This window comes from Fictibacillus phosphorivorans (genome assembly GCF_001619875.1).
GTDB lineage: Bacteria > Bacillota > Bacilli > Bacillales > Fictibacillaceae > Fictibacillus > Fictibacillus phosphorivorans_B.
This window is the reverse complement of record NZ_LRFC01000016.1, coordinates 1-22,218: the sequence shown is the minus strand read 5'-3', so window position 1 is coordinate 22,218 and position 22,218 is coordinate 1. Positions and strand designations below refer to the sequence as shown.

Annotated in this window: 23 protein-coding genes; 17 read left to right on the top strand and 6 right to left on the bottom strand. The window is 39.8% G+C overall.

Features of this window, described 5'->3' with window-relative positions:
* Positions 1 to 299 precede the first annotated feature (299 nt).
* The 3 genes from AWM68_RS09170 (at position 300) to AWM68_RS09165 (ending at position 2,111) form a co-directional block, all read left to right on the top strand.
* Positions 300 to 1,136: an ArdC family protein gene (locus AWM68_RS09170; RefSeq protein WP_066240288.1), complete on the top strand. Its 837-nt coding sequence runs from the start codon at positions 300 to 302 to the stop codon at positions 1,134 to 1,136.
* Positions 1,137 to 1,287: 151 nt separating this feature from the next.
* Positions 1,288 to 1,464, top strand: coding sequence for a hypothetical protein (locus tag AWM68_RS21380; protein WP_156488364.1), 177 nt, complete (start codon positions 1,288 to 1,290; stop codon positions 1,462 to 1,464).
* 125 nt (positions 1,465 to 1,589) lie between these two features.
* Positions 1,590 to 2,111: a hypothetical protein gene (locus tag AWM68_RS09165; RefSeq protein WP_066240285.1), complete on the top strand. Its 522-nt coding sequence runs from the start codon at positions 1,590 to 1,592 to the stop codon at positions 2,109 to 2,111.
* Between the two features lie 328 nt (positions 2,112 to 2,439).
* Here AWM68_RS09165 and AWM68_RS09160 read toward each other — a convergent pair whose 3' ends face one another.
* The 3 genes from AWM68_RS09160 to AWM68_RS09150 all read right to left on the bottom strand — a co-directional run bounded on the left by AWM68_RS09160 (position 2,440) and on the right by AWM68_RS09150 (position 4,584).
* Entirely contained in the window at positions 2,440 to 2,868 is a 429-nt protein-coding gene (locus AWM68_RS09160) for a hypothetical protein (RefSeq protein WP_066240282.1), read from the bottom strand.
* Positions 2,869 to 2,953: 85 nt separating this feature from the next.
* Positions 2,954 to 3,835 (bottom strand): Swt1 family HEPN domain-containing protein, encoded by an 882-nt coding sequence (locus AWM68_RS09155; RefSeq protein ID WP_066240277.1) that lies wholly within the window; start codon positions 3,833 to 3,835, stop codon positions 2,954 to 2,956.
* 32 nt (positions 3,836 to 3,867) lie between these two features.
* Positions 3,868 to 4,584, bottom strand: coding sequence for an FRG domain-containing protein (locus AWM68_RS09150; protein WP_197468153.1), 717 nt, complete (start codon positions 4,582 to 4,584; stop codon positions 3,868 to 3,870).
* Between the two features lie 290 nt (positions 4,585 to 4,874).
* On the opposite strand from AWM68_RS09150, the gene AWM68_RS09145 reads away from it, so the two are divergent.
* Positions 4,875 to 5,501: a hypothetical protein gene (locus tag AWM68_RS09145; RefSeq protein WP_066240275.1), complete on the top strand. Its 627-nt coding sequence runs from the start codon at positions 4,875 to 4,877 to the stop codon at positions 5,499 to 5,501.
* A 91-nt stretch (positions 5,502 to 5,592) separates the two neighbouring features.
* Here the strand turns inward: AWM68_RS09145 and AWM68_RS09140 are convergent, their stop codons facing one another.
* The gene (locus AWM68_RS09140) at positions 5,593 to 6,030 is read right to left on the bottom strand and encodes a hypothetical protein (RefSeq protein WP_066240273.1); all 438 of its coding nucleotides are present in this window, start codon (positions 6,028 to 6,030) and stop codon (positions 5,593 to 5,595) included.
* 23 nt (positions 6,031 to 6,053) lie between these two features.
* Positions 6,054 to 7,193: a ParM/StbA family protein gene (locus tag AWM68_RS09135; protein WP_066240270.1), complete on the bottom strand. Its 1,140-nt coding sequence runs from the start codon at positions 7,191 to 7,193 to the stop codon at positions 6,054 to 6,056.
* Positions 7,194 to 9,188: 1,995 nt separating this feature from the next.
* On the opposite strand from AWM68_RS09135, the gene AWM68_RS09130 reads away from it, so the two are divergent.
* From AWM68_RS09130 to AWM68_RS09075, 12 genes are all read left to right on the top strand, one after another.
* Entirely contained in the window at positions 9,189 to 9,398 is a 210-nt protein-coding gene (locus AWM68_RS09130) for a hypothetical protein (protein ID WP_066240267.1), read from the top strand.
* 8 nt (positions 9,399 to 9,406) lie between these two features.
* Positions 9,407 to 10,198, top strand: a complete 792-nt coding sequence (locus AWM68_RS09125) for a hypothetical protein (protein ID WP_156488363.1) — start codon at positions 9,407 to 9,409, stop codon at positions 10,196 to 10,198.
* Positions 10,164 to 12,134, top strand: coding sequence for a type IV secretion system DNA-binding domain-containing protein (locus AWM68_RS09120; RefSeq protein ID WP_066240261.1), 1,971 nt, complete (start codon positions 10,164 to 10,166; stop codon positions 12,132 to 12,134). The genes AWM68_RS09125 and AWM68_RS09120 overlap by 35 nt, the downstream gene beginning before the upstream one ends.
* Positions 12,131 to 13,210 carry a conjugal transfer protein gene (locus tag AWM68_RS09115; protein WP_066240257.1) on the top strand — a complete coding sequence of 360 codons (1,080 nt, stop codon included), beginning with the start codon at positions 12,131 to 12,133 and terminating at the stop codon, positions 13,208 to 13,210. The genes AWM68_RS09120 and AWM68_RS09115 overlap by 4 nt, the downstream gene beginning before the upstream one ends.
* 6 nt (positions 13,211 to 13,216) lie before the next feature.
* Positions 13,217 to 13,447 carry a TcpD family membrane protein gene (locus AWM68_RS09110; protein ID WP_066240255.1) on the top strand — a complete coding sequence of 77 codons (231 nt, stop codon included), beginning with the start codon at positions 13,217 to 13,219 and terminating at the stop codon, positions 13,445 to 13,447.
* Positions 13,444 to 13,833 (top strand): TcpE family conjugal transfer membrane protein, encoded by a 390-nt coding sequence (locus AWM68_RS09105; protein ID WP_066240250.1) that lies wholly within the window; start codon positions 13,444 to 13,446, stop codon positions 13,831 to 13,833. The genes AWM68_RS09110 and AWM68_RS09105 overlap by 4 nt, the downstream gene beginning before the upstream one ends.
* A gap of 12 nt (positions 13,834 to 13,845) precedes the next feature.
* On the top strand, positions 13,846 to 16,296 hold the full coding sequence (locus AWM68_RS09100; RefSeq protein WP_066240247.1) for an ATP-binding protein: 2,451 nt from the start codon (positions 13,846 to 13,848) through the stop codon (positions 16,294 to 16,296).
* Complete coding sequence (locus AWM68_RS09095; protein ID WP_066240245.1) at positions 16,293 to 16,727, top strand: hypothetical protein; 435 nt, start codon at positions 16,293 to 16,295, stop codon at positions 16,725 to 16,727. Before AWM68_RS09100 ends, AWM68_RS09095 begins: the two co-directional genes overlap by 4 nt.
* 11 nt (positions 16,728 to 16,738) lie before the next feature.
* On the top strand, positions 16,739 to 18,739 hold the full coding sequence (locus AWM68_RS09090) for a CD3337/EF1877 family mobilome membrane protein (protein WP_066240242.1): 2,001 nt from the start codon (positions 16,739 to 16,741) through the stop codon (positions 18,737 to 18,739).
* Between the two features lie 93 nt (positions 18,740 to 18,832).
* Positions 18,833 to 19,870 carry a bifunctional lytic transglycosylase/C40 family peptidase gene (locus AWM68_RS09085; RefSeq protein ID WP_066240240.1) on the top strand — a complete coding sequence of 346 codons (1,038 nt, stop codon included), beginning with the start codon at positions 18,833 to 18,835 and terminating at the stop codon, positions 19,868 to 19,870.
* 14 nt (positions 19,871 to 19,884) lie between these two features.
* Positions 19,885 to 20,424 carry a hypothetical protein gene (locus tag AWM68_RS09080; protein ID WP_066240237.1) on the top strand — a complete coding sequence of 180 codons (540 nt, stop codon included), beginning with the start codon at positions 19,885 to 19,887 and terminating at the stop codon, positions 20,422 to 20,424.
* Positions 20,425 to 20,441: 17 nt separating this feature from the next.
* Entirely contained in the window at positions 20,442 to 20,714 is a 273-nt protein-coding gene (locus AWM68_RS09075) for an AbrB/MazE/SpoVT family DNA-binding domain-containing protein (RefSeq protein WP_066240234.1), read from the top strand.
* Between the two features lie 102 nt (positions 20,715 to 20,816).
* Here the strand turns inward: AWM68_RS09075 and AWM68_RS09070 are convergent, their stop codons facing one another.
* Positions 20,817 to 21,155 (bottom strand): YolD-like family protein, encoded by a 339-nt coding sequence (locus AWM68_RS09070; RefSeq protein ID WP_066240230.1) that lies wholly within the window; start codon positions 21,153 to 21,155, stop codon positions 20,817 to 20,819.
* Between the two features lie 225 nt (positions 21,156 to 21,380).
* Here AWM68_RS09070 and AWM68_RS09065 point away from each other — a divergent pair.
* Positions 21,381 to 22,218: ATP-binding protein (locus AWM68_RS09065; RefSeq protein WP_156488362.1), on the top strand; the 838-nt coding region annotated here is incomplete at its 3' end.

The following is a 22,218-nucleotide window of genomic DNA, read 5'->3' as shown; positions in this document are numbered from 1 at the left end:
ATTTTGCCCTTTGCCTTCCGAATCGTACAATCACACAATCCGAGCTAACCTTCCAGCAGGTCGAGCCTCCTAGGCTTTGCCCTCAACCTGCTGGAAGCTAAGTCGGATAGAAAACAAGTCAAGGGGCACAAAACTTTTTTATGAAACACGCTTCGCAACATAAAAAACTTTTCCGCTAAAAGCTCCCTTGACTCCTTCTCTATGCTCATTGTTCGTTTCTCCTGTCAAAGGGGCAAAATCCTTCCCTTTGGGGAAAGCTTTCGCTTCGGAAGGCAAAAATCAAAAGGAGGAAAAGCGAAATGAAAAAAAGCGTGTATGAAATCGTTACAGAGAAGGTCATGGAAGAGCTACAAAAAGGAGTTGTCCCTTGGCGCAAGCCTTGGATTAACGGGGGGGCGGTCAATTGGAAAACGCAAAAGGCGTATAGGGGGATTAACGTTTTTCTTCTAGAATCCGGAGAATATGCGACATATAAGCAAATTCAAGAAGCTGGTGGAAAGGTAAGAAAAGGCGAGAAGTCGCACATCGTGGTCTTCTGGAAGTGGTTAGAGAAAGAAGATGAAGAAAGTGGAAAAGTTGAAAAAATACCTGTCCTTCGGTACTACCGAGTATTTGAGATCAATTCCCAGGTGGAGGGGTTGGAAAGTAAAAGAACGGAAACGTCATTCGATCATGATCCAATTAAGAAAGCTGAAGAAATTTATAAAGGCTTTATCAACGCTCCTGATTATACATTTTATTCAGGAAAAGCCGTTTACTATCCAACGCTGGATAAAATTAATTGCCCGCCATTAAAGGATTTTCCGAAAGTCGAAGAATATTACAGTACCTTGTTTCATGAAATGGTGCACAGCACAGGGCATAAAAATCGGCTAGCTCGTTCAGGAGTGACCACTCAAGATGTAGCATTCGGAGATGAAATTTATTCGAAGGAAGAATTAGTGGCGGAAATGGGGGCTGCAATGCTTTGCGGTGTTGCGGGTATTGACAACAACACCATTAGTAATAGCGCCAGCTATATCCATTCATGGCTAAGATCGTTGAAAGAAGATAGTCGTCTCGTGGTTCAAGCAGCTGCACAAGCCCAAAAAGCAGCGGATTACATTCTAGGAGAAGAAGAACCTGAAGGAGAGTAAAAAGCAGTAACCTATAACATCACAAGCACAAAGGATCGGTCATCTTCCTGTCGATCCAGGAAGATGACCTTATATAAAATAAATTCAAACTACTATTATTTAATTCCCAGTATGGCCAGTGGGAATTAAAACGGAAAAAGGAGGAATGACGATGATCGTAAGAAAAGAAGGAGATTTTTCAATTCGTAAGGATGGAAGCAGTTATTACCGTGTATACCGAAAAAGAACAAGGGTAGGATCATTTCTTCATTTAAGTCGAGCAACTAACTATCTTGAAGCAAGATTACGAAGAGAACGTGAGGTGTATCCTAATAAATTGTTAAAATAGTGCCTAAATGGTGTAATTTAGTTAGAACGTTCAGAAACAGCCAAATATCACAAGAATACCGTCATAAACACCGAGCCATTAATGGGTACTTATACGTTCAAAACATTGAAGGGAGGAAAATTGATATGAAAAATCAAAGTGTGATTACTTGTCCTTATTGTGGTAGCGAACTGGTGCAGCAACTGGGGGAATACTATTGTGATTTTTGTGTAATGAACGTTCCAGAGAGGCTTGTGCAACGCAATCATGAAAGAATTTCAGTTCGTGTAAGAGATTTTGCGCTAGAAGTCTATCTTGGGAGGACAACGCCGGAATTAATAACGCTATCGACCTTCGAGTTGCTTAGTTTATTGAAATATGCAAGAGCTGAAAGAACATCGTTATATCGCTATCTGAACACTTTTTATAAGGCTCGCAAGCACGGTAATACGGATGAGTTTAAAGAGTCTGAAGAATATAGTGGAACGGAATATGAAAAAATCACGCGTAAAATGTTTGTTCTGGAAAACATTATTCGTCAGCGATTGGGGTATGTTCCGCATCGAATCACTGAAGGATATTTGGCAAAATACGTAGACTTTATGAAAAAGGATAAGCATAAACCAATGGTAATCCGCCAGCAAAGAAATGAAGAAAGGAAAGCGTGATGTTTTTTCCTTCAAAACGTAGGAGAAATTAGGTAAAGTATTCGTAAATACTCTTTGTGCTTGAGTATTGTCTGTTACTGAATAACTCCGGTTGATCCCCGGAGTTATTTGATTATATTTTGTTTAGTTTAGAGCATGTTTTTTACTTTGCCTGTAGTTGACCTTGTAAACAACTAATTCTAACACCGTTCGAGACTTCGAACGGTGTTACGCGTGTTTCAGATTTTCTCAACTTTATTATCATTTATTAAAAAATACTATTAATCTGCATTAAGACAGATTTATCGGGTTCTCTTTCTTCATACATAAATTCCATGACATACTCATTTTAATTATTCTCATTGGCTTTATTCATTGCTTCTACTAAACTATCTTCAAAAAACCTTGGTGCATTGGGTTGATTACCATAATTCCCCGATACAAATGTCATAACTAACTTCCCAGCAGCATTAATTATAAATTTTGCCTCTAGAACCATTTTATTCGAATTAGATCTAAACTGGTACACTAATTCGTTGCCGTCAATAAAAGCTTGCTCACCTTTATTAGTACTTTTAGCTATCCCATTTATCACGCTCTCTTTAAGTCCACCAAATGATTTTTCTTCATTAATTCCAGCATCAGAAGCAACTTTTGCTATATCAGGAACTAGCTTAGGTGAAATAAAAGGAATTTTCCCCTTTTTAGCACCATATCCAAGAACCGTTAGTGCTGTTGCTGCAACAAGAGACCAACCCGTCTTTTTTGACATTTTCATATACCACTCTCTCCAATTCCAATTTAGTTAGATTTCCATATGATTTTTGAAGATATAAAGGAAGGGACCAACAACGTAAAGGACGTCATCCATTTATAGCATTGAATTTTTCCTCTACTTGCTTCAAAATTGAATTGTAATAAGATTTGAGTAAATCTCTTTCAGTTTTTCCAATATAACTATTATGAGCAATCAGATTTCTACACTCAGCCATCTCGTTAATCTTAGGTAAAATAAATTCTTGTGAGTCGAAATATTCTTCGAATATATCCCAGTTGTTATTTATTAAAGTTCCAATATCCTTAAAATCTAAATAAAATAAATCATTATTACCTCTTACACTTAACCATTTTTTATTTTTAGCTTTTTCTTTTCTTCCTGATATCGTATTTTCTAGAGATTTTGTAATTTTTAGTTTGTGAAAATAATTTTCACCATATTTTTCTTTCGAAACTATCTCAATAAAAACTCTTAGTGAGTTTTCAACTGAATAAAGGTAGGTATATACTTCTGACATGTATATACCTTTTTCTCTGATATCTTCTGGAAGTATTTTTTTTAGAAGTGAATTAGTCGATTGGTTTACTTTATTTTCTAAATCTATAAGGATATCTTCTTCGTCCTCGAAATCAATAGTTAAATCAGGAGCAAATACAATTGCTTTAAGATCAAAGCCGACTTCTCCTGGTATTAAATTATTGCATATTGCGAATAAGGTATTCTTATTACTTTGAATACTAAGAGAGTCAATATTCACAGGATTCACATAAAACTTTATATTAATTCCCTGTGCATCCCACCTACCAGATCCATCAACATAATAGGAAGTCCCCAAATTATCTATTGATATACTAGAATTCTTTAAAAGATTATGTAACTGTATTTCACTTTTCCTTTTAAGCTCTCTAAGTATACCTGTAAGATATTTTTCATTAGTGAAAGGCAAAATATAAGTATAATCACTCATTTTCAATTCTCTCCAATGCATTTTTAAATTGTTTACTCAGTTATTGATTCAAGCTCTTTATCAATTTCCCCAGACCAGTAATCACTGTTTTCCATAAACCAATTAACTTGTTTAGACAAACCGTCCAAGTCTGGAAAAAGGGATAACTCATTAATTCCATAATGGGATAATTCAAATCTCAACTCCTGACGATAAGATTGATCAATAATAATTTTTTCTAATTTTTGACCCTCGTTTAAACTATTTTCTAATCTAAGTGTAGGAGGATTATGTATAGTAAAAATACCACTTTGTCTAACTATGCGTTGAGCGGCACCATTAGGTTTAATTTTAGAAACTCCTTCTTGTTCAAATGGATTTGCTTTTTCAGTTTTGTAACTGTATTGATTTAGATAAGCGTAAATAACTGCGTCGCATTTTTCATAATGTTGTACTGCAAAAAAAGCTGCAACTAATGGATTAAAAGTCCAATCTAAAAGCCGAGTAGCTAATCCATGATGTTGCGCTATTGATAATAAATCCCAGTCGTCGTTATGAACATTTAGAAATTCTACTGCTCGTCTTTTCCAAGCCTTAAAAGCATAAGAATCATCATATTTATCATAAGGATTTCTTCCAGCTTTAGGTAACAAATCCCAACTAGGATTGCTATGACCTCTAAATAACCATACATTTGTTTTTCTATATCGGCTTAGTTCTTTATGTAATTCTTCGAATTTCTTAATACGTACCTCTTTTATAGTAATCACTCCTTATTAAAAATATATATTACCATAAAAAACCAAGTGGTTGGTGAAGTAAGAGCTGTTAACTAAATACTTTATTTCATTAAAAACTCCTCCTCTCCCCACCTCTTCTAGCCTATGTCTTAGGACACAAAGACACCGTCCGAGCATATTTGTTTTAAGGCTTTAAGTTACCGCATAATTTATTCAGGCTCTATATTGTTTTTCCTGTACGCATCTCTTGGTAAATTTGCTATAGTAATAGTAAAAATATTGGCATTGTGGTGCCGATATACAGGAGAGAGGTGAACGTTATGGACGATACGAAAAAAGGATTTGAAATCCCGGATGATGTAATAGATATGCATGTCGAAATTAAAACGAGTACAATTGCGGAAAACTTAAAAATGCCAGAGAGTACAGTAAGAAAGTATGTTACTTTATTAGAAAGAGAAGGATATGAATTGCTCCGCAATGATTTGGACCATAGGGTGTACACGCAGCAAGATCAATTAGCCATTTCTCAGATGTTAAAACTTAAACGAGATAAGAAAATTGGGCCAGAAGCTGCTGCTGCTATAGTGGCGTCACATTATCGTAAGGCGACACAAAACGTAGCGGAGGTAATCCCATACGGAACAAGGGATGAGGATGTTTCAGGGCGACATGAAATATCTGTTGTGGCGGACCAAATCCGAAATATTCAAACCCAAGTTGAAGGATTGATGAGTAAGGAACAGGGGCAGTCTATCCTTCAGGCTTTACACCAAATTGCATCTGCCAACGAAGTTAGCCATCAAGAAATGCAAAAGATGAGGCGTGATTATGAAGTGATGAAAGAGAAGGTCGATAGGGTAAATGACTTTATTCAAAAACAAGAAGAAGCTGAAAGTACGGAAAAGAAAAAGAAGGGGATTATGGACCGGTTATTCGGAAGATAAAGAAAGTGTTATGTTTTAGTGAAAAACTTACATATATAAACATCAAAAAAAACGAACCTAGCTTAGCCAAGCAGGTTCGTTTTTTTGCTTCTTAATCATCATCAAAGTCCAAAAAGTTTTGTTGAGCAAAGGATTGGAGCTTCTGGTCATTCACAAAGTTCTTTTTTGGTTCTTCTTTATTGATGATTTTTTCCTCTTCAGAGGAATTTATTTTAATTTCTGCCGTTGGATCTTTGAGAAGTTGCACAAGTAATTGACCAATTATGGCCTTTGTTCGATGGTTTTGTAAATATTTTATCTCTTCAGGTGTTAGGTCTTCGGGTATTGGGATACTTAGGCTCTTATCAAACTTCTTTATGGGTTTTCCAGCTAGCTCTTCCTGCATGGTTGCTACGAACCGATCGGCAATTTCACTGCTGAATTTTCGTTGATGTTCTTCTTTTAGGTCTGTTAAAAAGTTTAGTACATCTATAGGTGTTTCATGAGGAAGGCGAAAGGACACCACCTTCCCCCCATGAAATTTTTCCATAGTAAATCCCCTTTAATCAGTCGTTATTTCGCTGCGATTGCTTCTTTTACATCAATGTTCTTCGACTCGCAGTACATAATTAAGATTTTAAAATACGCGCGTGCAATCATCCAAACGCTGTCGTCTGGTTTTACAAAACGCAACGGAAATTGCTGAGCAGCTTCATTGATTTTTTGTAGATAAGGACGTAGAACAACAGCTCCGCCACCTATTTGATAGCTTAGGCGAATATCTGGAACGCTAATCCAAAGATCTTGAATCAATTTATATTCTTCATTAGCCAAGGCCATGAGCTCATCATCTACAATATTCTTAATTGAAATTCTGTTTCCATATTTCCAAATGTAGTTTTGCTCTTCCGGATCTTCGTTGGTGATGATCTCTACTAAATCTCGACGGGTATTAATTGTATATTGGTGTTCAGCTCTTACTTTACGAATGATGCTGTCTAGATAAGTGGAAACGCCTTTTTTAATACCGTTAGAGTTGATGTTATCTACCTGAGTATCTTTTGTGATAATCGCGGAGTCCGTTGAAAGGCCTCCAATGTCATTAATTAAGATAGTCTTTCCGAATATCTCTTCATTCTTTACAGAACCATCTTTATCTGTGGTTAAATCCATATATGCTGCAAAGCCTTCTGTATTGACAAGCACTTGCTCAAATTGAATTCTGACGGTTTTCCCTTCAAATTCGGGCGTTTTTAAAAACGTAACAGAGTGCTGTCCGGATTTTAATTTTTTACGAAACTCTTTGTTTTTCTCTCGCTTTGTTTCATCTAATGGTAGTCCAGTAGATAGTAAGTACGTAGCATTAATGATATTATCTTCATCTTCTTTTATGTTCTGAACAGCATCAAAGGCTAAAGCTGTAAGCAACATCAGAATCGGTTGATCAGATTCACTTTTATCCTGATTCGGTTTCAATTCATCATTATCAGGAAATTTAGAAGCTAGTTTTCCAACAGCAATTTTTCTATTTTTTTCTTTCAAAATTGAAGAATTCACTTCAACATGTAATGCATCTAACGGATTTTTTTCCATGTCAATAATGGAACGATCCTCGGCTTTTGCGATGATGTTTGGAATATAGAGCTGCTGATCTAAAGACCCAAAGTACCCTTTTAATGCGTCATTTCCAATATCTATACTAGCTAATCTCATGTTTTTCCCTCCTGAAAAATGGATTTATTTTCTTCCCCCTTCATTGTATACAAAATTTGTTTACAAGTCAAACATTTGTATACAGAATTTGTATACAAATTGACGAAGAAAAAACCCTATTAAAATAAAGGGTTTACGGATTTTCTAAAAGAGTGTATAGTGGTTTTAAATTCTAATATTTACTAGATTCATAGAACTAAAATTAAAGACTATTCAATCCTTACATACATATTTTTCACCATAGAAAAAAGCGTTGCTGACAACAACGCCCTTTGGTGAAACAGCTAGCCCGGTCGCCAAACTAGTGCTAGCTTTATGTGCGAATCATAGATTCTTTTTTAATATGTGCTTATAATAGCAATAATTTAAAAGAATTGCAATGTTTTTTAGCTATATTTCCATGGTTTTTTATGGTACAAATAGCGACAAAACTCAAGCTGATTCTCTGCGTAAAGCAAATACTAATGGTTAAGACCGGGACGAGCTGTCTAACAGCTTGTAACGGTCTTTTTTACGTGTTCTATGCGGAGAGCAAGGGACTTACTCTCTTCGATAGAAAAAAAGATGACAGGTCAGCTGGAGCCAATTTCGGAAAGTCCAGCGTGTCGGGTTGATCGAGCTTCACGATCGGCCAGGCAGGAACGGTATGTTTTGTTCCTTTTCGCCAGTGGGGAAAAAAGATGCTTGGAGATCCATGCAAGCATAATAAAGCCACAAAGTAAAAGGAGGGTTGGACACCATAGCTATGTGTCTGTTAGGCGCATAGCGGGGTTGTGAGATGGGTTAGAAGCTTTTTCTAACTAAGCTAAGGGAATGGTGCAGTTGATATGCTCACAAGCGAAAGCAAGACTTTGAAGCGCTATACATACGGATACCATACGGATACCTGAACTCGGTACACCGAGTACGTCAACGTTCAGCGGTTTTCTCCCGGCTTCACAAGGGGGAAAACTGCAGCCAGCCGTTTCCAGCCGTTTTCCTGGCCTGATGCCCGAGTATGCCAAACCAGGAAAACAAAGGCAAGAGATTGTTGCAAACTTTTAAAAATAATTTAGGCTGAAGCTTGCTAAATAGTACTTTAAGCTGCTGGTGATTATGCTGTTTAGCGCTTCGTTACTTACTCTCGATAGGAAAGTAGGAATATGGCTAAAGAAAAGAGGCTGAGGATTGATAAGCGAGCAAGAAGATCAGGGAGGGAAAAGGATTAAATAATAGGGGATTGAGATTAAGAGAAGATCTAGTATATGCAATCAGTATTCAAATTTAGTCAATGTGTAATTCAGGATTTAAATCTAAAACTTTTAATCTATGTTAGGGAGATCAGGTGCAGAAGAAGCTAGATAGAAGTAAAGGGAGGAGGTTAAGAAAAAGGCTGGGGAGATATATAGAATTGTTATGATTAGATAGTAAAAATATCACATATATGAAATAACAAGTGAGCATATGGAACGAATTACCTTTACAATCATTGCCAAACAGGTGTACGTAAACTACACTGGTCTTAAGAGGAATTATAAGAAAATTCAATAGATTTAAATACGTAAATCAAAAGAAACTCAATTTGCATTATATTTGCGGTAGAAAATGGCCGCCAACCCCATTAAATAAAAGGTAGATTGACTCCTGTTTATTTTCGTAACCAGCAGAAGACCTCGCCTATACTACGTAAACATAGCCGAGGTCTTCTGCTACTAAATAAAGGCGGAGGTCAATCTAAAGTGTGAGTGGGGTTGGCGGAGAGGAAATGAGGAGTCTGGTGTGAAAGAGGGAGGAGGATAAGAAATAAAGTTCAAGAGTAAAAGATAAAGTTCAAGGGATAAGTACAAGGTCAAGATCAAAAGAAAAGTTCAAGGGAAAAAGGATAAAGGCAAGTTCAAGTGAAGGTTGGTAAGTGGATGTTGCTATTCAAAAGTGGAGGTGGTTGGTGGAATGTAGGTTGTAGTGAATAACGCAAAAATATTAATATAAGTGTATAAAAATTCAAGGGGGTGTTTTGTGTTCTCTATGTTGAATAGATGGCTGCAAGCGTATTTAGGTTTATTGGTTTTGTTCTATGTGTTGGCCAGCTGGTGTGCGGTGAAAATTCTTAAAGTGGTTGTGTTTGTATTTGCGGTTTGTTTTTCGATTTTGGTTTATGCAATCAGCCTGGCTTTTGGTAAACTGCTAAAAGGGAGAGTGGTTCCTATATTTGCTAGAAGAGGATGATGAAGTTGATGCTAAAGTATACTTCGCTTAAAGAGAAAGATTTGGAGTATCTTACGTTTATTTTAAGGAATGGAATGGTGACAGCCAAACAGATTCTATTAAAGTTTCAAGAACCCAATATCCACCGTGTGTACCGGAGACTTCGAAAACTTGAAGGGAAGAAATATGTCAGGCATGAGCAGATTGCTCATAAAGTAGGGGTTTACCTGGGGACGATCGATGCCAGGAACTTAACGAATGTTCATGTGACGGTCCCGACGAAAGCTTCTGTTTATACGATGCAGCATAATCTCCTGCTTAATGATCTGGTTCTCTTTTATGAGTTTCAGGCGGAGAAGCAGGGAGTTCAGTTTACGTATCGGACGGAAAGAGAGATTCGTCACTCCATGATTGGAGAGGGAGATAATCAAAGTAAATTAAAGGCGTATAACGCGAGCCGTGAACGTATTCCGGATGCGGTGTTCTTTTTCAAAAATGCGGAAGGCGTGGTCACAACTACCTGGGTAGAGCTGGAACTCAATAAGAAAGAACGGAAACGATATGATGAAAAGTTTAAGCTTTTTGAGCAATTGCTCTCTAGTAAACGCTTAGACGATCAGCCATATTCTTACGACCAAGTGATCTATTTCGCAGATGATGTGAAGATTCATAATGTGGTCAATGACGCCAAGCGACGATTAGTTAATGCAGATAAAATTTCCATACGTAAAATTCCGTCGGTCATTATTAACGAACGTTGGGAAGAGGTGATGCCAAGTGGATCCAATGGCGAAACGCCAGGACCAGACGCAACAAACTGAAATGGACCGAATGATTGGTGATGTGGTCATCTACGGTTTGATAGGAATGATCGGGATTCTCTTTTTTATTCCAGCCCTACTCGGAATGTTGATTTTTGCTGTATTGCACATGTTTAAGCGAGAATGGTTTTTCTATGTGGGTTTAGGATCTGGATTCCTGATTCTTTTATGGCAATTTCAAACCGGGATGCTGCTTACCTATTTTGGATTGATTTCAGAAATGAATATCCCGTATCTTTCAACCGGTGCAGAGTCTCTACTTAATAATGGGAATCCTATCGCGGTTTCTGCTTCATCTTATTGGGTATTAGTGGGACTTTCCTTCCTCTTTTCCTTTGGCTTTTTCATCTTCTCCAAGTTTTTTTGGAAAAGGCGAGTCAAGACCAAATCCGGAGAGGTTCAGAAGCAAAAGGCAGAACACAGGTATAAAACGTTCAGAAAGAACCGGGTGAAGTTTTTAAATAATAAACAGCAGCATTACCGCAGAAAGCCTTCACAGGAAATCTTTGTGGGCTATACCGACTTTAAAGAACGAGTTGCACTGGAAGCGAGAGAGCTCAATTATCACATGCTGGCTACAGGTGGGACAGGGACCGGAAAGACGACCTTGATTGCTTCTTTAATGGAAGCGGCGCTGCAGCAGGATAAACCCATCATCTTTGTAGATGGGAAGGGCGAGCGGAAATCCATGCTCGAATTTAAAGCGTTATGTGAGGCGTATGGCCGTAAAGTGTACCTGTTTTCAGAAATGGATAACTTGACCTACAATCCGATCAAAAATGGTACACCGACAGAAACACGCGATAAGCTCATGTCCCTCTTCAGCTTTTCGAGTGAAGGAGACGGTGCTTACTACACGGATATAGCTTCACGGTATCTACAGCTGGTGGTTAAGCTCATTGATGAAGCTCAGGTTACGAGGGATATCAAAACGATTGCGAAATTGACGAATGTAGATTCCATGAATGACTTTTTCAAGGAACACAGCATCCAGGAAGAAATTGAAGAAGACATTGAAGTGGAAGTCGAAGAAGAAGTAGCAGTTGGGAAAGCGTCAGCGTCCTCAGATGACGATCTAAGCGGTTTCGTCGCACCATCGGAATCAACGGTCGAAATCGTCAAGAAAAAGGTTGTAGAGAGGCGTAAGCGGACTGTGACAAAGCTTCAAGAAGGTATGCAACGGATTAAGACCATTTTGGATGATGAGTTCCCGGAAGAAATCGTAGTAGGCTGCTTAACTCGATTGAAAATGCAATTGGGCGAATTACTTGAGTCTGATCTGGGCCATTTATTCATCGAACGTGAAGAAGGCATCGATCTTCAAAACATTACGGATCACAACGATGTGGTAATTTTCAGTATTTCAGGGAGTCGGTATGCGGACTATATTCGGAAAATTGGGAAAATGATCATTCTTGATGTGAACAGTCTGGTCGCATACCGTCAGGCAAAGGGGCGAAAATCCATCTTCGGTGTATACGATGAGTTTTCTGCTTATGGCGACCGCCGAATCGTGGATATCGTGAACAAATCACGGTCTGCTGGCTTTGAATGTATCATTTCCACTCAAACGTTGTCCGACATAGATGCCGTGGATCCGATTATGACCGAGCAGATCATTTCCAACTGTAATGTCATTGCCACAGGACGCGTGAATTCCTCCAAAGATGCAGAGCGCATCGCTCAGGTGTTCGGAACGTTTTCCGATCGGGAAATCACGCAACAGATTGAAAAGAAATACCCCCATATCCGGTATGAAGCCGAAATGGGAACCGTTCGTGATGTGGAACGCTTTAAAGCCAATCCAAGTGAAATTAAGAATCTTCAAATCGGTGAGATTTTCATCAATCGAAAAATGGTGGAGGTGGACGGCAACGATACGTATTTCAGCCGAGTGTATGTGCGTAATGCCTTAGACTTAGGAGGGATCCAATGAGTTTTTTCAGCAAGTTGACAGGCGGTCTTAAGAAGAATGTCTCTCAAGGAAGAAAAAAAGTCTTAAAAGATGAACGACGTTTAACGACTTCTCGTTTGAATAGACGAACCGCCTTTACCGTGGTCTTTTGGGGTGTGTTGCTCGGGGTTATCTTTTTCTCCTTTCAGGCCTGGGCGCGAACCGGGTTTCTGAATGAAAAGGTAAACGGTTATCAAGATCAAGCGTCTTCGCAGATTGAAAGTCTAAATGAGGTAGGGTTCGCCAATTCACCAGCTGGTGAAACGTTTGCCAACCAATTCGTTACTACCTATATCAACGTATCCAATGATGAGAAGAAACGAGAAGAACGATCGAAAGCACTTCAAGACTTCTTGGCTGAAGGGTTACAGGTGGGAGAACTTGAAAACCTAACAGCTTTTCAAGGGAAACGAGTTTTGAAGAGTGCTAGCTTATATGATGTGAAGAACGTGAGCGAAGATGCAGCGAGTTATGTTTATCGTATAGATTATGAACTTTTCAACGTCGTCGAGAAAAAAGAGCAAGTTCCTGTTAAAAGCAAGGGGAAAGATGGAAAAGAAGCAGTCGTAAAAGAGGAAAGAATGAAGAAAATCGATGAGCCATTGGGGAAGAAAGAGCAAATGATTGTGGTCCGGCTAGGGACGGATGGAAACTCTTTTAATGTCATTGAACAACCTTACTATCAAGCGATTCCTGGAAAGTCGAGAGTCGCAGCGGTTCAAGATCAAACTGATCAATCTCAACAAAATGTCAAAGTGGAAGATGAGATGAAACAATTTGTTACACAGTTTTTCACCTCATATACAACCAATTCAGTGGATGAGATGGCTTATCTCATGGAAAAGCCAGAATCTTTGAAAGATCTTTACGAGTATAAGGGATTGGAAGATTTTGTGGTTTATGATGGTGAGCAAGAAGGACAGTACATTGTGAAGACGCTTGTGCTTCTGCAAGAGGCGAATACGGGATTGCAGACCAAACATCCTTTTACTCTTGTCGTAAGCAAAGAGAACAATAAATTTTATGTGAAACAGTTCAAACACACTTTAGGAGGATGATGGAAAATGCCGGATATTACAGGGTTAACTGATTATGTTTCAGGTCAGGTGGCGGCCGTTTTGTTCATCATTATGATTGTCATGATTGTCCGAGCGTTTATTTCTCAACGATGGGGCCAGTTTTTCTCCAGTTTTGTTTTTGCGGTTGTCTGCTATGTGATCGTAGCCAATCCTGGGGAGTTTGAAAGCATGGCTAATGCGATATGGGATCAAGTTAAAAGTGGTGGTTTAAATTGAGGACAGATGCCTACAGTTATCGGAAGTTTTTTAAATATCCCTTGAAAATCTGGAAGCTTGGAAAAGGCGAGAAATCCCTCGTCTTTTCCAAGGGGATTGAGATTCGGCAAATCATCGTGGCCGTCCTGATCTTCGGCTTTTTCTTTCTCTTTAGAGGCAGCATTAATCACATTTTGCCGACCACGCTGCAGCTTGCGTTTTATGCTGTGTTGCCTTGGTTGATTGCGGGGGCCATTTGCAAAAGCCGATTGGATGGAAAGCGATTGGACCGTTTTTTCATCGGTTATTTCCGTTATCTATTTACTAAACGTTATTCCTACAGCAGCCAAAAGAGTGTGTACCAGCCACAAATGAAGAAAGCGCAGTCTTACGAGCGATTCCAATAAGGTGGTGATTGTATGATACAGTTTCCGATTCAATCTTTTAAAGACAACGTGATCTATACACATGATATGGAAGCCTGGTCTTATTATCGTTTGCATGAAAACACCGTAGGCGTTAATGAACAAGAAGCAGAAAATCATCTTGTGAACCGTCTGCAACGGCTGGCTTGGCAGTTCTCGGCATTTGAAGAAATCGATTATAAAATCGTACCGATTCCTGTTGATATCGATAAACGGATGGATAGCCTGCAAGCTCAATATGAAGGGCAGTACGCGGATACCGGCATGTATTACGCAGAACGAGCCAAAGAGATTTTAAGAGAAGAAGCGAAACACGTGGTCGAGTATAAGTTTTTTGTTGGTGTGAAGTTAAAGCGACAGGAACTTGATGAGAATCTCATGCATTCTTTTTCCTCCTCTTTTAAAAGCATGAACCGGTACCTTCAGAAACTTGCCGGTTTTGGCGGTCAGAGCATTGATGATTTAACCGTTCGGTTATTTGAGGAATCCGAGGAGGATGCTTTCACAACGCTCAATCATTATCTAGGGGCCAATCGAGTGAAGGAAAAAGAGCTTCGCTACATCATTCGTCATCAGTTTGTCAGAGGTCAAGCGCAGCCTGACGGGGAGGGCAGTGTGTACAGTCTTACAGAAGGCATCCTAGATCCCGGAAAAGCCGGCTATGTGGGTATTCAACAACTAGAAGATGAATCTTGGTGTGCGTTTCTTCCAGTTTCCGAATTCCCCATTCAGCTAGGCTATAAAGAATGGGCGTATTTCTTTCAGTCGTATCCTTTCCCGGTTGAAGTCAACATGCGAACGATCTACAAGAACAAAAAGGAGGATGAAGGCCGTACCAATACCATCAAAAAGCGATTTCGTGATCAGGATGCCCAACTCATTGAAGCCAATGAGGATGATGACAGTTTAATTAATACAGGCCGTGAACTTCTGCACGATTTAGAAAATCAAATCAAGAATCAAGGTAAACCACTCCTCAGAACTCACATTAATTTCGTGGTCTACGGCCCAACAAAAGAAGAAGTTCGAAAACGAGCCAGAAGGCTCAAAATCGATTTTAAGGATCAGCAGATCGAACTTGTCCAACCGTTAGCCGACCAACTCCTATTATTTCATCAATCCCTGCCAGGAGCTAAAATCGTTGCGGACGATTGGGAGCAAATCCTTACTCCTGAATCTTTTGGGGAATCTCTTTTCTCCCTTACGCGGAAGATTGGCAATACCGTCGGCTTTTATCTCGGGAAAAATATCTCTTACGCGGGCGAAAGCGTTGAAAACTCTCAATCTCTTGTTTTCTTTCATCCGTTTCTCGCTCATTTGGGCTTAAAAGGTTCGAAGTATTCTTCTCCTCACGTCACGATCTCAGGACCAACGGGAATGGGGAAATCGTATTTGTTAAAAGATATCTTGTTGAATGGCGTCTTTTTCGGTGCCAAGGTGCTTATGACGGATCCTAAGGATGAAGTAGAAAAGAAATTTAAACAAGCGATCACGCCTGAAATGGAGCGAACAGCGCCTTTCTTCCGGGATTTAATTGAAAGCTTTAACTATATTACTCTATCAAGTGAAAAGAAGGACGCTGGAAAGCTCGATCCTTTGACGTTCTTGGAAGGAGAAGAGGCGCAAGATGCAGCGGTTGGTGTCCTTGAATACCTATCCGAGCTTCAATCCAATGAACGGAATGTAAAAACGGCGATCTATAAAGGGGTCCGTCACGTGCTGCAGCAAGAGAAGAAGCCAGGACTCTTAAATGTCGTTCGTCATTTACAAGAATCAGAAGATCAGGACGTCCGAAACGTCGGAGATCTTCTTTATGAGATCGGGACAAACGGCATCGCCAAGCTTATGTTTTCGGATGGGAATGTAGAAGGCATTAGTTTGCATGAACAAGTCAATATATTGCAGATTCAAAACTTGAATCTCCCAGATGAAGGCGAAAAAGCTTCGACGCGTGATGAACACATAGCTGTTGCGTTAATGCAGCCGTTGGCGAAGTTCGCCACCCGTTTTGCCCGTGATGATTCCGTGGTCAAGATGACGATCTTTGAAGAAGCCTGGATGCTCATGAACACAGGGGCCGGTGATCGGCTCATCAATGAGTTATTACGAACCGGCCGTTCCTTGCGCTCCGCGGTTTATATCATTACGCAGTCCACGTATGAATACAACAAGCCTCAAATCAAAGAGAATATCGGTACAAAATTTGCGTTTAAAGCGAAAACCACTGAAGAAGCAGCGAACATCATTGAATTTCTCGGCCTGGAGGACAACAAAGCTAACCGGGATATGCTGAAAAATCTGACCGAGGGTCAGTGTATCGTTGAAGACATGTACGGACGCACCGCCAAGATTCAAACCGATGTCCTGTTTGATGAATGGATCAGCGCCTTCAATACGAAAGAAAATGACCGAGGCAGAGCGGAAACCGAGGAGGCATTCATTTGAAGAAAACACTAGTTATCTCCCTTTTAGCGTTGGTTGCACTTTTAACCGGGTGCAATCAGGGCACTTCTTCTGAAGATATTTCAAAGGTTGCTTATGATTGGGAAAAAGCAAAATTTAATAACGAATATGATAAGCAGCAAGAGCTTGTGTTTAAGAAAGGCTCTTATGAAGTTGATAAAGGAGCTAAGAAGATTAATTCCGGTTTGAAATATAAAGATATTCGTTTTGAAGTTTACTACGACAAAGAGTCTGAATACTATTATGTTTTTACAGATTTCAAAAATCCAAATGGTGATAATACCGTTAAAGATAACATTCTGCTCCGTCAAAAATCTGATGTGTGGAAGGTAGATACGAGTAAGAGTTTGGATATTAACCGGGAGGATATCAAAGACAAGTTTGACCGACAAGCTTGTATTCACTGCGAATAAGGAGGGATTGGATGAACTTCCTAAAACGGGGGATCGGTTTAGGGATAGCGCTGCTATTTCTTCTCATGCCAGCGGCTACACTGGCCGAAGATTCTTCCCCGACTGTTCAGAAAAAAGAGGAGACCGTTGGTCGTGTGACTCTGGAAAGCAAAGAATATCCTCTCGATCATTACAAGATGGAAGCGAACATAGGGGACGGATTTAAAGATGCTGCGGATAATGCCTTGCACGCCATTAATCAAGGGATGTGGGGATTCAATAAAACCCTTGCCAGCTTTACTCTTTATTCGACCAATCAACTCATGTCATTTGATTTAATCAGCAGCATTGCAAGCGAAGCCGGAATTATGAGTGAACGGATTTATGAGATTATGTCCGGTACGTTCCTCTCGTTGTTTGTCATCTTTGTGGGTGGAGCTGCTGCGTGGCGTTATTTCGTCAATCAGCAGGTCGGTCATGCAGTAAAAGCCATCCTTGGAGCATTGGCCATCACGGTCCTGACCTTTTGGTTTTACTCCGATGCGACAGGGAATATCAAATGGCTCAATGATCGAGGGGCTGAACTTGAAGGCATCGCCAGCTCAGCAAATGTTCTTATCAGTTCGGACGAGTTTGACAGTAATGCGGCTTATAACCCTAAAGAGGGCATCGCCTTGCTTGAAAATCAACTGTTTAACCTTATGGTTAAGCGGCCGTATTTGCTTTTAAACTATGGTTCCACGAAAGAAGCTGACATCATCAAGGAAAATCCCAATCGAGTAGATAATTTATTGGCCATTAAACCCTACTCTGATGAAGGGAAAGAACAAAGAAAAAACATTGTTAATGCTGAAGTTTCAGAACTAGACAACAAGCAAATGTCTCCTGAATTCAGTGGAGAGCGGTTTGGCTATCTTATTATCACGATCATTTCCACGATTGCTTTGGCCATTCCGGTTTTGTTATTAGGTGTTTTTAAGTTTTTGCTTCAAGTCTGGTTTTTAGCTTTAGTCATTTTTACGGCCATTCCACTCATTCTTTCTCTCATCCCAGCTTACAGTGAAAGTGCATTGAATCATGGGAAAAAGATTGTGGGTGTTCTGCTTATGAAGGCAGGGCTCGTTCTCTTAATTGCGGTAATCACGGGACTGGTCACTCTCCTTTATGAATCAGTTAAAGTCACGAACGGTGTAGAAGGATATGCGTTTGTGGTCTTTCTGATTTGCATTACCATTTGGGGCTTGTTCAAATATCGTACGGAAATCTTTGAAGTCGCTTCAGCTGGTATGGTTCAAGGTCAGCAAGTGGTGGAAAGAACGACCACCAATACCCTGAATCGATTGGGAGATGCTGGAGACAGAGGAATGAAGGGGGCTAAACGGATGGTAGGTAAAGCCCATCAAAACCATAAACAGAAAAAGCGTATGGACGAATTTCAATCTGGTTTAGAGGGAGCTGGCCGGAAAGCGGCCGGAGCTAGTGGTGAACGGTCAGAGCACCGTAAAGCAGTCGGAGAGAACAAATTAGGAAGTGAAAAAAATTCAGAAAAACAGAATAAAAAAGGGATGAAAAGCGATTTAGCGGCTACAGGAACGGAGACCCCTCGATCAGCTTCACGAAATGCAGGAGCTGCGATCGTGAATTTAAATGATTACAAAAAGCAAAAAAGTGAAGGACCCAACAAAAGTGAGGAGAAAGTGCAGGCTGCTAGAACACCTTCCTCTCAACGATCCGTTTCAGAGGCTCGTAATCCTGGCTCAACAAAGTCAGAGAGAGCAACAAATAAGGAATCTAAACCAATCCAGCAACAAAAAAATGGAAGTACGACTCACCAGCCTTCCCCTCACCGTAATCCGGCAGGACGAATGGATAGTCAAAAAGAGGTGGCGGCATCGAGAGACCCAGACAAACACATCACTCAATGGGAAGCTGAGCAGCAAATCAAAAAAAGGAATGCAAATACTTCTGGTGAGACGGTCAAACGATCAGAAAGCAGGAAGTCCAAGCATGAGCAAACGAACCGACAAAAATGATGTCGGAGAGAAGCCTTCTGACGCAGTTAACTTTTGTTTTGTGGTTAACCCCTTGTCTTGTTGCGTCAAAATGGCTTTCAGAAAGGAGAGCCTATGCAAGGCGTTTTGAAGAAAGGTGCAAAAGTTGTTAAAACCGTGACCATTCTGAAAAACCCTCTTACGTGGGTGATTGCAGGGATCCTTCTTCTCCTCCTATCCATTTTCGGCATTGCTTTATTCATCTCGATTAGTCTCGGCGGAGAAAATCAATTTGACTCCGGGCTTTCAGGAGAAGGAGCTGGAGGAACAGCAGAGGTATCGGCTGAAGTCCTTCGATATGAACCCCTCATTCGGAAATATGCAGAGGAAAATGGGATTGGCGAATATGTCGGGCTGATCATGGCTCTGATCCAACAAGAAAGTGGTGGCCGACATTTAGATGTGATGCAGAGTTCTGAATCAATCGGGTTACCACCTGGGGCTATTACCGATCCTGAATACTCCATTCAGATTGGGGTGAAGTATTTTGCGGATGTGATGAAACAAGCCAAAGGAGATATTCACCTAGCCCTGCAGTCTTATAATTTTGGGAATGGATTTATCGGCTATGCCTTAGAACGGGGAGGGTATTCCAAGGAAGTCGCTATTGATTTTAGTGAGATGATGGCTGTCAAAAACGGATGGTCCCGGTATGGAGACGTCCACTATGTCGAACACGTCCTTCGCTATTATGAGGGCGGAAATGGCGGGAAGGTCGTCGTAGGAGATGGAAGCCAGTCATTTGATGTAGAGGAAGTCCATCACATTATGAAAGAATTTCTTGGCCGCCCTTACGTATGGGGAGGTCGAACGCCAGCAGCCGGCGGATTTGATTGTTCAGGATTACTCGAATATGCTTTTGCGCAGGTTGGCGTAGACATGTACGGAACAGCGCAATCTCAATACGACAAAACTGTTCCTGTTCCTGAAGATCAAATAAAACCGGGAGATTTAGTCTTTTTTTCTACCTATAAACCAGGAGCTTCTCACGTCGGCATGTATGTAGGAGATGGCCAATTCATTAATGCGAACGGCAGCAACGGCACTTCTTATTCGTCCGTTCAAGAGTGGAAAAATATTTATCCTTTCTTAGGATTTAGAAGGATTCAGTAGTGGAGGTGAAAATCATGGAACCCAGCCAAAAGAAAAATTACATTATGATTATGGGTGCTTTTATTGCAGCGGTAATCATCATCATGTACGTTTTTAGCTTACGCTCCCAGCTGCAGGAAGTTAGGTCAAATCAGCGTCATTATGAAGAACAAATTAAATCCCTAACCTCTGTTCAACAAACGGAGGCACTATCTAAAAATCGGTCGTTCCTTGAAGCGTTTTTCACTTATGAAACTACGGCTGAACGCTATCAAAAGATTCGTCCCTTAATGACCGATCGTGGATTTAAAGCGACTCATCCTTCTGGAACGAAACCACCGGAATCCAAACAATCCGTCAAATCAACCATGGTCGGGCTGAAGCCGTTTGAATATCAGTCATCGAAAACGGAGGCAGAGTTCTTTAATGAATTCAAGCTTTCGACAGAGTATAATAATGTATCGAATACAGAAACGGTAATTGTCAAAACGTCTCTTATTTATGTGAAAGAGCAAGGCTGGAAGATCGATGATGTAGAATTTGTCGGAGAATTAACCGGACGTCCCACGTCCTAAGGAAGGAAGATATTAGCATGAAAAGTACAGGTGTTGTAAGGAAGGTAGACGAGCTGGGGAGAATTGTTATTCCCATTGAGTTAAGAAGAGTCATGGAGATTGAAATTAAGGATGCAATAGAGATTTTTGTAGATGATGATAAAATCATTTTCCAAAAATATATGGCCCAGAATGCGTGTGCGATTACCGGTGAAATAACCAACGAAAACAAAACGTATGGTGATGGGAAATTTGTGTTGAGTCCTAAAGGCGCCGAAATTCTGCTTCGGGAACTAGAAGAAGCTAAATGACAAAGGAAGTAACCGATCGTTCTTTCATAAAGAGCGATTTTTTTGTGTCCAAAAATAGGGATTATAGAATCTTAATATTCAATGCAGAGGTCCATTGCTCTTTTATCGTGGATAGTGAATTCTAACGTCTACCAGGCTTTCGAGTTTTAAACGGAATGTCTCCTCATGAAAGTCCATTACTCTCAATTCTTTTCGATATGTATCTATATAATGCACTTTACCAATATACAAGTGAAAATCATCACTTTTAAAATACGTAAAACATAACTCCAAGTTTTCAGCCATCGCTTCACTGATTGTCTCTTCCATTAGTGAGAGGTGCTGTTCATCAAGTTCAGGTTTCTCTTTCTTTGTTTGATCCGAATCAAAGGCTCGTAGTGCCTTAACATGTTCTGGCAGCATCATTGCTGTCCACTTGATGTTTCCACGATCACGTATCATAGTAAATCCCTCCACATATTTTTTCTCTTCAAGTAATTATATACGAACGCTAGTTCGTTTTATAGTGTAGGATTCTACAGAAAGTAAATCTATTGAGAAAGCAGAGCTTAAAAGACCTGGGATTAGAATTCCAAAAAATAATTAATCGTACAATATTAATTCAATAACAATACATGGTAAAATTAACCTATTAAACGGTGGAATTAGCTTAAAGGAGAGGTTATTTTGTCCAAGGCAATCATAGAATATAAAAGGTTCTTAGCTGGATATCAAGATCAATTTAATGAGTATGAAAAAAAGATAGCTAGCCTGATTCTAAGTCAATTTGATAAAGTTGAGTCCGCAACAAGTGCTCGTGGTAATAGAGCTAAAATTATTGTTGAACTACTACATAAAACCGGAGACAGTGTTGTAGATATAATGTCGGAGAGTTTGGAGAATGAGACCAGTACTCAAGATATTCTTTATTTATCTAACTTAACGGTAGAGAATTTCCGGGGCTTTACAAGTGAATTAAAATTTAATTTAAATTCTACATATACATTTATATATGGACCAAATGGGACTGGAAAATCGAGTCTATGTGAAGCACTAGAATATTCTTTGTTAGGTACAATTTACGAAGCGGATAATAAAAGGATTAACATTAATCAATATATTCAAAATGCTCATACAAAACAGGGACAGTCGCCTACCTTATTAGGTATTGATACATACGGAAAAGAAATTGTTGTAATGCCAAGTTTATCAGATTATGAATTTTGCTTTATTGAAAGAAATAGAATTGAAGGATTCGCAAGAGTGTCAGCAAATACGCCTCAGAACCAGCAACAGAGGCTTTCTACATTATTCGGATTAGAAAATTTCAATAAGTTTGTGAGTAATTTCAATGATAAAATTGAAAGTTATTTTGATTGTGTAGGAAAAAAAGGGCAAGAACTAACCAGTTTAGAGAAAAAAATAGAAGGATTTAAGAGAGAATTGGCTGCAATTCCAAATAAGAAAGAAGAGCAAGAAAAGCGAATAAAGGGGTCCCGTCAGGAAAATGCGGATTTACAACGCT